Here is a 13,255-nt window from a genome sequence, read left to right on the forward strand (position 1 = left end):
GACCACCGGCCCCACCGGGGCCGTGAAGCCCGCCAGGCCCGCGCCGGACGGCGAACCCGCCGAGACCACCGGCCCCACCGGGGCCGTGAAGCCCGCCGGACCCGCCTGGACCGCCGTCTCCGGCCGACCCGCCAAAGCCCCCGGCGACGTCTGGGCCGCCAGGCCCGCGCCGGACGGCGAACCCGCCGAAGCCACCGGCCCCGCCGACGCCGTCAAGCCCGCCGGACCCGCCCCCGGACCCTCCGGCCCCCGCACCTCCGCCCGGCCCGCCGGGCCCGCCGAGGTCGCCGGGATGGCCCGGCCCGCCGGTGTCGCCGGACCCGTACCGCCCCCGGATCCGCCCGCCTCCTCGCGGCCCGGCTCCGTCGGGGTCGCCGCGCCCGTCGGGGTCGCCGTGCCCGCCCGGTCCGCCGGTCCCGGGGTCGCCGCGCCCGGCCCCGGCCGTGGCGGCGGGTCGTAGGGGTTCGGGCGGAGGCGGCCGTCGGTGAGGCGGCGGGCTGTTCTGGCCGCGTCTCGGGTGGCCGCCGGGCCGGAGTCCGGGGGGGTCGGGGTCGTCATTCGGTCCACCTCACGTTCTCGGGGTCATCGGAACAAGCGCCGCCAGGTCTCCGGGCCCGGGTAGCCGTCGGCCGCGCCGCCGCGCCAGCCCTGGGCCCGCTGGAAGCCCTCGACATTGCGGCGGTCCGCCTCCGTCCACTGCGGACCGGGACCCGACGTGTAGTGCTTGCCGAAGCCCCGCTTCACCAGTTGTTTGCCCAGCTTCTCCACATATGCGCTGGATTGGCCCGGACGGAAGTAGCCACGCCCGGGGAACCCGCTCGCAGTTGCGCTCGACCCGCCCGAACCACTCGAACCGCCGATGTCCTTGCCCCCGCCCGACACCAGCAGCGCCCACGTCTGCGGACCCGGCAGGCCGTCCGCCGCGGCGCCCTTCCAGCCCTGGGCCTGCTGGAACGCCTGGGTCGCCCGGCGGTCCGCCTCCCCCCAGCGGGGGCCCGGGCCCTGCGCGTAGAACTTCTTGCCGCCGCGCGCGACCAGCAGCTGCCCGAGCTGGGTGACGTACGCGTTGTTCGCGCCCGGTCCGAAGCTCGCCGCGCCCGGGTACGGGGTCGCCGTGGCGTCCGAGCCCGATCCCGCGCCCGCGTTGCCCGAGCCGCCGCTCACCACCGCCTTGTAGCGGTAGGCGAGGTAGCGGTCCGAGTTCTCCCAGTACGCGAGCGGCGTCGCCTGCTTCCGGGTGCGCGGCTTCGTCTGCTCGTACGCGATGTACGAGGTGTGGGTGTAGTCCGTCCACCCGCCGAAGATCGTCACGTGCGAGCCGCGCGTCGGGTTGGCGGGGTTGTGGAAGAGCAGGATGTCGCCGGGCTGGAGGTCCGCGCGGTCGATGCGGTCGGCGAAGCGGTCGAGGCTGCCGGTCCACTCGTTGCTCCGCAGGTTCCACGCCATGGAGATGTAGCCGGAGCAGTCCTGCCGGTAGCCGTCGCTCCAGTACCGCTCCATCGAGTACGGCACCTGCGCCGCGACCCAGATCTTCGCGCGGTTGATGATCTCGGCCCGGGTCGTCTTCCGCAGCGTGGCGGTGGAGATCTGACTGGTCGTCGGGGTCGCGTCCGGGGACGGCGCCGAGCCGGGGCCCGGCGCGCCGTGCAGCGGGCCGGCGCCGCCCTGCGGGGTCTCCGGGCCGGGGACGGCGGCCAGGAGGCGGGCCTCCGCGCCCGCCGCCGTCGCCGTCCCCGACGGGTCGGCGGAGTCCGCCACCGCGTCCGCCGCGCCCGTGCCCGCGCCGCCGAGCACCACCCCCGCCGCCGTCACCAGGACCAGCGCGCGGCGGGCGCCGTGCGCGGCCGGGGGGCCGCCCGCCCGTACAGGGAGCCCCAGCGCGAGGTCGCGCCGCTGCCGCGCGCAGCCCGCGCACGGGCAGTCCGACGCGGGTTCGATTTCTTCGAAGACCGGCACACTCATGTGTTCCCCTCCACACTCGTCAAGATCTTTTGGAGCTCCTGCACGGGCGCCAGTGTCTCAACTGTCTGGACAAATCGCATTTTGACGGATCGAAGGCTCGATACGACCATCCGACAGGCCGGGCGGGCCGGGAAATGGTCGGGAGCACGGTCGGAGGTCCTGTAGAGTTCTCGATGTCAGCAGGCGCCGCTAGCTCAGTTGGTTAGAGCAGCTGACTCTTAATCAGCGGGTCCGGGGTTCGAGTCCCTGGCGGCGCACGCGAAGACTGAGGCCCCCACCGATGGTGGGGGCCTCAGTCGTGTACGCGCTTGCGGTGGGCGGTGAGCGGTGTACGGCTCTGGGCCCTGGGCGGGCCTCGCTCTACAGTGAGCGGAACCCCGACCTCCCGCGGCGGCTCCGGGCTCCTCCCGCGGCCCGTGAGCCCGCGGTCGAGGACCGGTCCGGCCGGCGGCCGGCGGGAGCCGATCCGCCGGCCGGTGCCCGGTCGGGTGTCAGCTCCTGGCCGTCTTCACCGAGGTCAGGTACGCCGAGACCACCACGTTCGCCGTGTAGGCGCCCGCCTCCCGGTCGAAGGTGCCGCCGCAGGTGATCAGCCGCAGCTCGGCCCGGTCGGGGTGCCGCTGCCCGTACGCCTTCCGGGGGTCGAAGCCCTCCCGTTCGAGGACCTGGACGTCCTCGATGGTGAATTCCGCGACGCTTCCGTCCGAACGGGTCACGTCGACCGTGGCGCCGGGCCTGGCCGCGCTCAGGCCGTAGAAGACCGCCGGGCGGGTCTCGGTGTCCACGTGCCCGACGAGGAGCGCGGCGCCCGAGGCGCCGGGGCGGGTGCCCGCCCCGTACCAGCCGACCGTCTGCGGCATCTCGAACGGCGGCGGGTCGATCGCCCCCGCCGCGTCGAGGCCGCGGGCCACCACCGGGGCGGCGATCCCCACCGAGGGGATCTCCACCCGGCGCGGCTCCACCGCCCCCGTCGGGGCGTGCGCCGGGGGCAGCGGGAGCCCGAGCGGGCGCCCCACGGCGGCGATGTCGCCGGTGGCGGGCGCCGGGAAGGCGGGGCCGTCCGCCGCGTCCCGGCCCCAGAGCCACAGGCCGCACAGCAGCAGGCCCCAGGCCGCCCCGGTCAGCGCCCGCCCGGAGGACACCGGGTCAGTCCGCGCCCTGGCCCGCGCCCGTACCGCGGCGGCGGGCGCTGCGGAAGGCGACGGACACGGCGGCGACGGCGGCCAGGCCCAGGCCCAGCAGCGTGTACGGGGTGCCCAGCCCCTCCTCGGCGGCGGTCTGCGCCACGCCGGGGGCCGCCGGGGCGGCGAAGGCGGCCGTGCCGCCGCCGCCCGCCCGGACCGGGGCGATCGGGGACGGGTGGTGGGTCGGCTCCTCGTGCCGCTTGACGTGCACGGTGCCGACGTCGGGGTGGTCGTGGCCGTCACAGGTCACGCTGACCTTGTACGTGCCCTCTTCGAGACCCGACTTGAGGGTGGTGTCGCCGAACAGCGGGTCCTTCCCGCCGTCCCGGCCGGTGAGACGCGCGTCGGCGACGAACGCCTGGGACTTGGCGGCGCCGGTCGTGCCCTTGCAGCCGGTGACCCGGATGTCGACGTCGGCGCCGGGATGGGTGCTGGCGGGGGTGACGGTGGCCTGGACTCCGTCGTGGGCCAGGGCGGTGCCCGCCGTGGGCGCGAGCACCAGAACCAGAGCCGCCCCCGTGGCACGGAGAGCGATGGGACCTGAACGCATGGTGACCTCCTGATACTGGCAGGGTCACCCGGTTCGGGCCGTTCCGCATCCGCAGGGGGGCGGCCAGGGGACGCGCGTCCCGTCGGTCAGACGCGCTCGACCAGGTCCGCGATCGACTTGACGACCTTGGACGGGCGGAACGGGAAGCGGTCGATCTCCGCCTGCGTGGTCAGTCCGGTCAGCACCAGGAAGGTCTGCATCCCGGCCTCCAGGCCGGCCAGGATGTCGGTATCCATGCGGTCGCCGATCATCGCGCTGGACTCCGAGTGGGCGCCGATCGCGTTCAGGCCGGTGCGCATCATCAGCGGGTTCGGCTTGCCCGCGAAGTACGGCTCCTTGCCCGTCGCCTTGGTGATCAGGGCGGCGACCGAACCGGTGGCGGGCAGCGGGCCCTCCAGCGACGGGCCGGTCTCGTCCGGGTTGGTGCAGATGAAGCGGGCGCCCGCGTTGATCAGGCGCACCGCCTTCGTCATGGCCTCGAAGGAGTACGTGCGGGTCTCGCCGAGCACCACGTAGTCCGGGTCGTGGTCGGTGAGCACGTAACCGATGTCGTGCAGCGCCGTGGTGAGGCCCGCCTCGCCGATGACGTACGCGGTGCCGCCGGGGCGCTGGTCGTCGAGGAACTTCGCGGTGGCCAGCGCCGAGGTCCAGATGTTCTCGACCGGGACCTCCAGGCCCATGCGGGCCAGGCGCGCGTGCAGATCGCGCGCGGTGTAGATCGAGTTGTTGGTGAGCACCAGGAACGGCTTGCCGGTGTCCCGCAGCTTCGTGATGAACGCGTCGGCGCCGGGGATGGGCACGCCCTCGTGGATGAGGACGCCGTCCATGTCGGTGAGCCAGGATTCGATCGGCTTGCGTTCTGCCATGGGTGCGGGACTCCTGCCGTACAAGACTTCCGGTGTGCTGGGGGCGACGCGACAGCTCTGTGGCGACGCCCCCAGCCTAGGGCCTGTCCGATAATTCGCGTCGGATCAGGCCGGGTCGTCCGGTGCGTGCGCTCGGCGTGCGGCCGGGACGCCCTCGTAGCGGAGCTACTTGGGCGTCCCGGCCGTGCGGCGAGCGTGCGTGCCGGGCGGGCCGGACCCGACGGGAATTGTCGGACAGGCCCTAGGTCAGGAAGCGGCGACCGTGACCCCGTCGATCACCCAGTACCAGTTGTTGGACCCGGTGTAGCGGAAGCGGAAGCTCACGCTGCTCGCCCCGGCGGGGACGGGGACCGTGACGGACTGGGGCTGCGAGATCACGTCCGCCGTGTAGCTCTTGACGAGCGTCGGCGTCCCACCGTTGAACGAGGCCAGGATCTCGGCCGTCTGGGCGCCCTCCTGGCGGTAGAGGGTGGTGAAGCCGAGGGTGACCCGGCTCGCCCCCGCGACCGCGTACGCCGGGGTGACCAGGGTCGAGTCGTAGGTGCCCGAGAAGCTCTTGTCGGCCCACTCGTCGGAGTCGGCGACCGCGAAGACGCCCCGGGCGCGCACGTTGAGCTCGCGGGACTGGTCGCGCTGGGAGCGGGACCAGAACTCGTCGGTGGCGAAGGCCCAGCCGCGCCACTCGGTCACGCCGCCGGTGCCCATGGCGTTGTTGATGACGGACCAGCCGGCGGGGGCGGTGTGGGTGAAGCCGAGGACGCCGGCGGGGATGCCGGTCTCGTCGACGCGGCCGGTGAGGGACGGGTGGAGGGTGTCGAAGGGGTCGGCGGAGCGGTCCTGGACCGGCTTGCCGTCCAGGCCCCAGGCCGGGTCGGGGACGATGCCGAGCTGGCGGAAGACGGTGGCGGCGACGTCGACGAGCCGGGTGTCCACGGGGCGGGCGCCGGCCGCGATGCCGGGGCCCTGGGCGAGGACGAAGGTGCGGCGCTCCTCGATGCTGGAGCCGCCGTGGCCGCCGGCGTCGGTGTGGCCGTGGTCGGTGGCGACGATGACGGTCCAGCGCTCGCTCGCGTACGTCGGGCGGGCCTGGATCGCCGCGAGGAGGCGGCCGAGGTAGGCGTCCTGGACGTCGATGGCGTCGGTGTACTTGGGGCTGGCGGCGCCGTAGTTGTGCCCGATCTCGTCGGTCTCGCCGAAGTAGACGAAGAGGACGTCGGGGTTCTGGTCGCGCAGCACGGACTCGGTGATCTCGGTGATCACGCGGTCGTTGACGGCGTAGTCGTTGTTGTAGACGACCTTGGCGTCGGCGCCGGGGGTGACCGTGCCGTAGGTGTCGAGCTCGGGCCAGTCGACGGCGGCGAAGAGGGAGAGTCCGGGGCGGACCTGGTGCAGCCGGGCGAGGAAGCCGGGGTAGGTGCCGTAGTTGCGGCCGGTGAAGGTGTTGTCCTTCACGCCGTGCTTGTCGGGCCACACGCCGGTGGAGATGGTCGACCAGCCGGGGCCGGAGGAGGTGGCGGCCATCGGGTTGGCGTAGAGCAGCGAGCGGCCGTAGGTGCCGTTCGCCATCAGGGACTTGAGGGTGGGCGCCTTGGCCGCGTCGATGCGGTCGTGGCGCAGGCCGTCCATGCCGACGACGAGCACCTTGTCCTTGCTGGTGCCGTCGGGGAGCGTCGGGGCGGCGGCGGTGGCGGCCGTGGTGGCGGCGAAGGCGCCGGGCGCGGTCACCAGGCCGGTGGCGGCGACGGCGGCGGTGGCGCCCGCGGCGGCGAGCAGGGTGCGGCGGGACGGCCGGGGGGACGGCTGGGCGGATGCCTGGGCGGACGGCTGGGGGGCGCTGGTGATGCCGTTGATCGGCATGACGGGAGTCCTCCGTGATCGGGGGTGAACTGACGGCACAGCAACGCCCCTGATTCCTCAGGGGCGTTGCGCGATCTGGCGTTGGTCCGTACCCGTTATCTTTTCGCTATGCGGGTGCGGGGCGGAACGGACGTGCGGTGAACTCTCAGCTGCCCGTGGCGGTCTTCCACGCGTCCACGTAGGCGGTGAGGTTCTTGTCGATGTCGGACCAGTCGGGCTCGAAGACCTCGACGCCGTCCATCAGCTTGGCGAGCGCGAGGGCGTTCGTGTCGGTGGGCTTGACGTCCTTGCGGGCGGGGAAGCCGCCGCCGATGGCGCTGACCTCGCGCTGGGCCTGCTCGCCGAGCATGAAGTCGAGCAGCTTCTTGCCGTTCTCGGTGTGCGGGGCCTTGGCGACGAGCCCGGCGGCGTACGGCAGGGCGAAGGTGGTGGGCTTGCCGCCGGCCTTGGCCGGGAACCAGATGTCCAGGTTGGGCATGGACCGGGCCTGGGCGTAGTTCATCTGGACGTCGCCGTTGGCGACCAGGATCTCTCCCTTGTCGACCTTCGGGGCGAGCTTGGAGGTGGAGGAGGACGGGCCGACGTTGTTGGCCTGGAGCTTCTTCAGGTAGGCCATGGCCGGCTCCTGGCCGCCGAAGTCGTGCAGGGCCTTGATGAGCACGGCGGTGCCGTCGCCCGCGACGCCGGGGGTGGAGTACTGGACCTTGTCCTTGTACTTCGGGTCCAGCAGCTCCTCCCAGGTGGTGGGGGCGGGCTTGGCCTGCTGCTTGTTGCGGATGAAGCCGAAGTAGTTGTTGACGACGGAGGTCCACTTGCCGTCGTCGGCCTTGTCGGCGCCGCTGACCTGGTCGGCGCCCTGCGGCGCGTACGCCTGGAGCAGCCCCTTGGAGTCGGCCTGCTGGATGAAGGGGGGCAGGGTGACGAGGACGTCGGCCTGGGTGTTGTTCTTCTCGCGGGCGGCGCGCTGGACCATCTCGCCGGAGCCGCCCTCGACGTACTTCACCTTGATGCCGGTCTGCTTCTCGAAGTCCTTGAAGACCTTGTCGTACCAGCCGTCGCCCGCCTCGCCCTTGAGGCCGTCGGCGCTGTAGACGGTGACGACCTTCTCGTCGGCGGCCGCGGAGGAGCCGCCGCAGGCGGTGAGGGTGGCGGCGAGGGCCAGGCAGCCGGTGACGGCGGCGATCGGCTTGGCGTACGGGAAGGGGGTAAGCATGACGTCGTTCTCTCCTAGCGGTACGAGGCTTTGGTACGGATGCGGGAGACGGCGAGCAGGACCAGCAGGGTCGCCGCCATGAGGACCACCGCGAGCGCGGAGCCCGTGAAGAGCGAGCCGCGGTCGGTGGCGGTGAAGATGAGCACCGGCAGCGGGAGCCAGTCCGGCGGGTAGAGCATCATCGTGGCGCTCAGCTCGCCCATGGACAGGGCGAAGCAGAGGCCGGCCGCCGCGGTCAGCGACGGCAGCAGCAGCGGCAGCCGGACCCGGAGCAGCACGTACGAGGGGCGGGCGCCGAGGCTGGCCGCCGCCTGCTCGTAGACCGGGTCGAGCCGCCGGATCGCGGCCGAGACGGACTGGTAGGCGAAGGCCGTGACGAGCACGGTGTGGGCGAGGATCACGATCCAGCGGGTGCCGTTGAGGAGCAGCGGAGGCTGCGAGAAGGCGACCAGGACCGCGAGTCCGACGACCACCGAGGGCACGGCCACCGGCAGCATGAACAGCGCGTCGACGATCCGGCGCCCGCGCTCGCGCAGCGCGGCGGCGGCGAGCGCGGCCCAGGTGCCGGCGGTCAGCGCGAGGGCGCTGGCGGCGAGGGCGGTGACGAGGCTGGTGGTGAGCGCGGTCAGCGACTCGCCGCGCACGGCGGCGGTGTAGTGGGCGGTGGTCGGGCCGGAGGGGAAGGCGCCGGACCAGTGGGTGGAGAGGGAGGCGGCGAGGATGACGAGGAGGGGCAGGGCGAAGAGCGGGACGAAGAGGACCGCGAAGAGGGCCCAGACCGCCCATCTCCCGGCTCGGCTATGCACCAGCACGGCGGCTCACCACCCGGTAGACGGCGTAGAGCCCGACGGAGAGCACCACGTTGACGACGGCGACGACGCAGGCCGAGGCGTAGTCGGATTCGAGGATGGCCTTGCCGTAGACGAGCATCGGGAGGGTCGTGACGCCCTTGGCGCCGGTGAAGAGCACGATCCCGAACTCGTTGAGGCACATCACCAGGACCAGGCTGCCGCCGGCGGCGAGCGCCGGGAGCGCCTCGGGGAGGATCACCCGCCGCACGATCCGCAGCGGGCGGGCGCCGAGCGAGGACGCCACCTCCAGCTGGGCGGTGTCCAGTTGGGAGAAGGCGGCGAGCAGCGGGCGCATCACGAAGGGCGTGAAGTACGTGATCTCGGCGAGGAGCACGCCCCAGGGGGTGGTGAGGAAGTGGAAGGGCCCGTCGGCGGCGCCGGTCAGGTCCGTCCACAGGCCGTTGGCCATGCCGACGGTGCCGTAGAGGAACAGCAGGGCGAGGGTGATCAGGAAGGACGGGAAGGACAGGAAGACGTCGATGAACCGGGCCACCGCCCGACCGCCGGGGAACGGTACGAAGGCGATGACCAGCGCCAGCGTGAAGCCGAGGACGAGGCACCCGGCGGTGGCGGCGAGGGCCAGCCACACGGTGGTGACCAGGGCGTCCCGGAACGAGGCGGACGCGAAGACGTCGGCGTAGGCGCCGGGGGCGAGGGACTCGCGGACGACGAGGGCGAGCGGGTAGAGGAAGACGACGGCGAGGGCGAGGACCGGGGGGACGGTCCAGAACCAGGTGGGCGCGCCCGCGCGGGTGCGGTTCCGGGGCTCCTTGGACGGCGTGCGGGGGGTGGCGGGCACGGCGTCCGCCGCGGGCCGCGCGGCCACGGCGCTCGCGCCCGGGCTAGCCATCGTTCACCCCGGCGGCCAGCAGCACCGCGTCCTCGCGGGCGAAGTGCAGGGTCACCTCGTCGCCGAGCGCGGGGGTCTCCCGCAGCTCCCGTACGTCGGCCTTGATCCGCTGCCCGGAGCCGACGTCGACGTACAGGCGGTGGGTGGAGCCCCGCCACTGGACCTCGGCGATCCGGCCGCTGAGCGCGTTGGGCCCGGGGCCGAGGCCGACGAGGTGGGGCCGGACGCACAGGGTGGCGCCCGCGCCCGGGGCCGCGCCCTCGACCGGCACGTCGAGGGCGACGCCGTCGAGGGTGACCCCGTCGGCGGTGACGAGGACCGGCAGCAGGTTGGCGTTGCCGACGAACGAGGCGGTGAACTCCGTGCGCGGCCTGCGGTACAGCTCCTGCGGGGTGCCGCAGTCCCGCAGCCGGGCCCGGTCCATGACGGCGATCCGGTCGGCGAGGGTGAGCGCCTCGACCTGGTCGTGGGTGACGTACAGGATGGACACGTCCGGCAACTCGCGGTGCAGGCGGGCCAGTTCCGCGAGCATCCCGGAGCGGAGCTGGGCGTCGAGCGCGGAGAGCGGCTCGTCGAGGAGGAGCACGTCGGGGCGGATGGCGAGGGCGCGGGCGATGGCGACGCGCTGCTGCTGCCCGCCGGAGAGCTCGCGCGGGTAGCGCCTGGCGTACGCCCCCATGCCGGTCATCTCCAGCGCCTCGGCGACCCGGCCGGGGATCTCGGCCTTGGGCGCCTTGCGCGCCTTCAGGCCGAAGGCGACGTTGTCCTCGACCCGCAGGTGCGGGAAGAGGGCGTACTGCTGGACGACCATGCCGATGCCGCGCTTGTGCGGCGGCAGCTCGGTGACGTCCCGGTCGCCGATGAACACCCGCCCGGCGGCGGGCCGGACGAAGCCGGCGACGGCCCGCAGGGCGGTGGTCTTGCCGGAGCCGGAGGGCCCGAGCAGGGCCATCACCTCGCCGGGCCCGACGGTGAGGTCGAGGCCGTCGAGGACGGTGTGGTCGCCGTAGCGGACGGAGACGCCGTCGAAGCGTATGCCGCTGGTCATGCCCCGTACTCCCGCAGCAGGTCGGGGAGTCCGGCGACGGAGGCGAGGACGTGGGTGGCGCCGTGCTCGGCGAGCGCGGCCTCGCCGTGCGCCCCGGTGAGGACGCCGGCGACGATCCCGGCGCCGGAGCGGGCGCCGCTGAGCATGTCGTACGAGGTGTCGCCGGCGACCACGGTGTGGCGGACGTCGTCGACGGCGCCGGTGCGCAGGAAGGCGGCGAGGACCAGGTCGGGGTAGGGCCGGCCGCGGCCGCCCGCGTCGGCGGGGCAGAGGGTGAGGGCGACGAGCTCGCGCCAGCCGAGCGCGTCGAGGATGGCGTCCTGGGTGACGCGGGCGAAGCCGGTGGTGAGGACGACGGTCCTGCCCTGCTCGCGCAGGGCCGCGATGGTGTCGGCGGCGCCGGGGACGGGGGCGATCCGGCCGGCCGTGACGAGCTCTCCGTAGGCTTCCTCGAAGGCCAGGTTGGCCTGGTGGGCACGGTGTTCGTCGCCGCCGAAGAGGTGGCGGAAGACGGAGATCTTGGACTCGCCCATGGTGGCGCGGACGTAGTCGATCATCGTGGCGGGGTCCTCGCCGAGGCGTTCGGCGGCGGCGGTGAACGCCTGCTCGACGAGGCCGCCGTCGGCGACGGTGGTGCCCGCCATGTCGAGGACGACGAGGTTGTGCTTCTGCATGGCGGTCACCAGCCCAGTTCGTTCGCGGTGGTCTCTGCGATGGCGGGCGAGCAGGTCATGCCGCGTCCGCCGGGTCCGGTCACCAGCCACACGCCGTCGCGCACCCGCTGGCGGTGGACGACGCGGCTGGTGTCGGTGCACTGCGCGTACACGCCCGCCCAGCGGCGCCGGACGCGCGGCAGGGGGCGGCCGAGGAAGGACTCGACGACGCGGGTGAGGTGCTCGTAGGGGTCTTCGAGGGTGTCGAAGGCGAAGGGGTGCTCGTACTCGTGGGTGTCGCCGATGGTCAGCCCGCCGTCGAGGCGCTGCACCATGAGGAGCTGCATCTTGTGGGCGGCGGCCGTCGGGTCCTGCGCCTGGCCCGCGTTGAGGGCGTCCAGCTCGGGGGAGGCGTACGCCGGGTAGTAGCGGAAGGAGTCGGCGTCGGCGACGGAGGTGGTGAGGGGCTCGCCGAGCGGGTCGGTCTGCATCATCTGGAGCCGGACCCGGCGGACCGGGACCGGGCCGGCGATCTCGCGGACCAGGCCGGAGAGCCAGGCGCCGGTGCACAGGACGACCGCGTCGCCGCTGTGGGTGTCGCCGTGGTCGTCGCGGACCGCGTGCTCGCCGACGACCTCGCGGACCTCGCGGTTCGGCAGGAAGGTGTAGCGGCCGGTGGCCAGGAGCGCCTCGCGGAGGGCGAGCTGGGCGGTGCGGGGTTCGACGGCGGCGTCCCGCTCGCACCACAGGGCGGCCTGGGCGACCCCGTCGTCGAACGCGCCGCGCAGGGCCGGGTTGACGGCCAGCGCCTCGGCGGCGGTGAGCAGCTTGTAGCCGCGGGCGGCGGCGTCGGGGCGGGCCAGGGCGGCCTCGGCGACGGCGAGTTCGAGCTCGTTGCGTACGGGGGTGAGGGACCCGATCGCCCGGAAGCCGAGCCCGGGGACGCGGGCGCCGACGCCCTCCCAGAGCTCGCGGGCGCGCAGGGCGGTGTCGAGCTCCTCGCCGCCCGCCCGGCCGCTGACCCATATCTGGCCGAAGTTGCGGAGCGAGGCGCCGCGCGCCTCCGCCTCGCGCTCGATGTGGACGACCTCATGGCCGCGTTCGACTGCGTGCCAGGCGTGCATGGTTCCCACCACGCCGGCTCCTACGACGATCACCTTCATGCCGTTCACGGTCGGGGCGGCGGGTGACCCGGACCGATCGGCTGGGCGACGGGATGGTGAACGGGGCGCCAAGGTTGGACTAGACCCGTTATTGGTTTGTTATTTGGGGTGGGGTGCGGAGGTGTGGGGGTGCGGGCGGCGGGTGGGCGGAGGGGCGGGGCGGCGGGTGGGCCGGGGCGGGCGTCAGTCCTGGCGGCCCAGGTGGGCCGTGAAGCTGAAGCGGTCGCCCCGGTAGAGCGTGCGGACCCGCTCCAGCGGCCGGCCCGCCGTATCCCGGGAGACGCGGTGGATGAGGAGCATCGGCAGCGCGGGCGGGGTCCCGACGAGCAGGGCCTCGCGCGGGGTGGCCAGGACGGTCTCGATGCGCTCGTCGGCGTCGCCGAAGGAGATGCCGAGCCGGTCGTGGAGATAGGCGTAGAAGGACGAGTCGGGGTCGAAGTCCGTGTCCAGGCGCGGGGCGCGCGCCTCGGAGACGTACGTGCTCTCCAGGCCGACCCGCTCCTCGTCGGCGAGCAGCACCCGCTCCATGTGCCAGACGGGCTCGCCGCGCGCGGCGCCGACCTCGGGGGCGAGCGCCTCCGGGCACGGGAAACGGTCCAGCGAGATCAGCGAACGCCCGGGGGTGCGGCCCTGCCTGCGGACGCCCTCGGTGTAGCTGGCGAGCGAGAGCGGCTGCTCCAGCTTGGGCCCGGCGACCACGGTGCCGCGCCCCTGGCGGCGCAGCCGCCCCTCCAGCAACAGCTCGCGCAGGGCCTGCCGGACGGTCTCGCGCGACACCTCGTAGCGCACGGCGAGGTCCCGCTCGGTGGGCAGCGCCCCGCCTTCGCCCAACTCGGCGATGAGCGCGGCGACTTTCGCCTTCACGGCGTAGTACTTCGGGATGCGGCCGTGCTCGGGGATGCCGGAGCGGATCGGCGCGCCGGGGTCATCGGGGCTGTTCGGGTTCTCCACCTGGTGATCGTTGCAGATGGGAGTGAACGGGGCGGTGTACGTGGGGTGGCCTGTGGGTGCGGCTGGGTGGGGCCGGGGTGCGCGGGTGGCCTATGCGTGCCGCCGGG

At 73.6% G+C, this 13,255-nt stretch carries 12 protein-coding genes, 1 tRNA gene and 1 pseudogene; 2 read left to right on the forward strand and 12 right to left on the reverse strand.

The genetic code is table 11. The features are described from left to right. Window positions 1–460: pseudogene (locus AB0C99_RS23100) on the forward strand (hypothetical protein); the annotation flags it as partial. 122 nt (window positions 461–582) lie between these two features. Here AB0C99_RS23100 and AB0C99_RS23105 read toward each other — a convergent pair. Further along, on the reverse strand, window positions 583–1,962 hold the full coding sequence (locus AB0C99_RS23105; RefSeq protein WP_362478007.1) for a peptidoglycan-binding protein: 1,380 nt from the start codon (window positions 1,960–1,962) through the stop codon (window positions 583–585). A 183-nt stretch (window positions 1,963–2,145) separates the two neighbouring features. Here AB0C99_RS23105 and AB0C99_RS23110 point away from each other — a divergent pair. Then, a tRNA-Lys gene (locus AB0C99_RS23110) sits at window positions 2,146–2,219 on the forward strand. 234 nt (window positions 2,220–2,453) lie between these two features. Here the strand turns inward: AB0C99_RS23110 and AB0C99_RS23115 are convergent. The 11 genes from AB0C99_RS23115 to AB0C99_RS23165 form a co-directional block, all read right to left on the reverse strand. After that, on the reverse strand, window positions 2,454–3,104 hold the full coding sequence (locus AB0C99_RS23115; RefSeq protein ID WP_362478010.1) for a class F sortase: 651 nt from the start codon (window positions 3,102–3,104) through the stop codon (window positions 2,454–2,456). Between the two features lie 4 nt (window positions 3,105–3,108). Further along, window positions 3,109–3,696: a hypothetical protein gene (locus AB0C99_RS23120; RefSeq protein WP_362478012.1), complete on the reverse strand. Its 588-nt coding sequence runs from the start codon at window positions 3,694–3,696 to the stop codon at window positions 3,109–3,111. 86 nt (window positions 3,697–3,782) lie between these two features. Next, window positions 3,783–4,562 (reverse strand): HAD-IIA family hydrolase, encoded by a 780-nt coding sequence (locus AB0C99_RS23125; protein ID WP_362478015.1) that lies wholly within the window; start codon window positions 4,560–4,562, stop codon window positions 3,783–3,785. A 246-nt stretch (window positions 4,563–4,808) separates the two neighbouring features. Then, window positions 4,809–6,419 (reverse strand): alkaline phosphatase family protein, encoded by a 1,611-nt coding sequence (locus AB0C99_RS23130; protein ID WP_362478018.1) that lies wholly within the window; start codon window positions 6,417–6,419, stop codon window positions 4,809–4,811. A gap of 145 nt (window positions 6,420–6,564) precedes the next feature. Next, window positions 6,565–7,632, reverse strand: coding sequence for a 2-aminoethylphosphonate ABC transporter substrate-binding protein (locus tag AB0C99_RS23135; protein WP_362478020.1), 1,068 nt, complete (start codon window positions 7,630–7,632; stop codon window positions 6,565–6,567). Window positions 7,633–7,646: 14 nt separating this feature from the next. Then, window positions 7,647–8,444, reverse strand: coding sequence for an ABC transporter permease subunit (locus tag AB0C99_RS23140; RefSeq protein ID WP_362478022.1), 798 nt, complete (start codon window positions 8,442–8,444; stop codon window positions 7,647–7,649). Then, a complete protein-coding gene (locus AB0C99_RS23145) occupies window positions 8,431–9,333 on the reverse strand; it encodes a 2-aminoethylphosphonate ABC transporter permease subunit (protein ID WP_362478025.1) in 903 nt (300 codons plus the stop codon). Before AB0C99_RS23145 ends, AB0C99_RS23140 begins: the two co-directional genes overlap by 14 nt. Continuing rightward, entirely contained in the window at window positions 9,326–10,381 is a 1,056-nt protein-coding gene (locus AB0C99_RS23150) for an ABC transporter ATP-binding protein (RefSeq protein ID WP_362478027.1), read from the reverse strand. Before AB0C99_RS23150 ends, AB0C99_RS23145 begins: the two co-directional genes overlap by 8 nt. Next, a complete protein-coding gene (locus AB0C99_RS23155) occupies window positions 10,378–11,055 on the reverse strand; it encodes a phosphonatase-like hydrolase (RefSeq protein WP_362478029.1) in 678 nt (225 codons plus the stop codon). The genes AB0C99_RS23150 and AB0C99_RS23155 overlap by 4 nt, the downstream gene beginning before the upstream one ends. A 5-nt stretch (window positions 11,056–11,060) precedes the next feature. Then, the gene (locus AB0C99_RS23160; RefSeq protein WP_362478032.1) at window positions 11,061–12,197 is read right to left on the reverse strand and encodes a TIGR03364 family FAD-dependent oxidoreductase; all 1,137 of its coding nucleotides are present in this window, start codon (window positions 12,195–12,197) and stop codon (window positions 11,061–11,063) included. Between the two features lie 183 nt (window positions 12,198–12,380). After that, window positions 12,381–13,148: a GntR family transcriptional regulator gene (locus AB0C99_RS23165; protein ID WP_362478034.1), complete on the reverse strand. Its 768-nt coding sequence runs from the start codon at window positions 13,146–13,148 to the stop codon at window positions 12,381–12,383. Window positions 13,149–13,255: the final 107 nt, after the last annotated feature.

This window comes from Streptomyces sp. NPDC048659 (assembly GCF_040650575.1).
Classification (GTDB): domain Bacteria; phylum Actinomycetota; class Actinomycetes; order Streptomycetales; family Streptomycetaceae; genus Streptomyces.

Excerpts from the sequence above, each read along its gene's own strand:
- AB0C99_RS23105 (WP_362478007.1), bottom strand. The coding sequence starts at position 1,962 with ATGAGTGTGCCGGTCTTCGAAGAAATCGAACCCGCGTCGGACTGCCCG.
- AB0C99_RS23120 (WP_362478012.1), bottom strand. The coding sequence starts at position 3,696 with ATGCGTTCAGGTCCCATCGCTCTCCGTGCCACGGGGGCGGCTCTGGTT.
- AB0C99_RS23125 (WP_362478015.1), bottom strand. The coding sequence starts at position 4,562 with ATGGCAGAACGCAAGCCGATCGAATCCTGGCTCACCGACATGGACGGC.
- AB0C99_RS23130 (WP_362478018.1), bottom strand. The coding sequence starts at position 6,419 with ATGCCGATCAACGGCATCACCAGCGCCCCCCAGCCGTCCGCCCAGGCA.
- AB0C99_RS23135 (WP_362478020.1), bottom strand. The coding sequence starts at position 7,632 with ATGCTTACCCCCTTCCCGTACGCCAAGCCGATCGCCGCCGTCACCGGC.
- AB0C99_RS23145 (WP_362478025.1), bottom strand. The coding sequence starts at position 9,333 with ATGGCTAGCCCGGGCGCGAGCGCCGTGGCCGCGCGGCCCGCGGCGGAC.
- AB0C99_RS23150 (WP_362478027.1), bottom strand. The coding sequence starts at position 10,381 with ATGACCAGCGGCATACGCTTCGACGGCGTCTCCGTCCGCTACGGCGAC.
- AB0C99_RS23155 (WP_362478029.1), bottom strand. The coding sequence starts at position 11,055 with ATGCAGAAGCACAACCTCGTCGTCCTCGACATGGCGGGCACCACCGTC.
- AB0C99_RS23160 (WP_362478032.1), bottom strand. The coding sequence starts at position 12,197 with ATGAAGGTGATCGTCGTAGGAGCCGGCGTGGTGGGAACCATGCACGCC.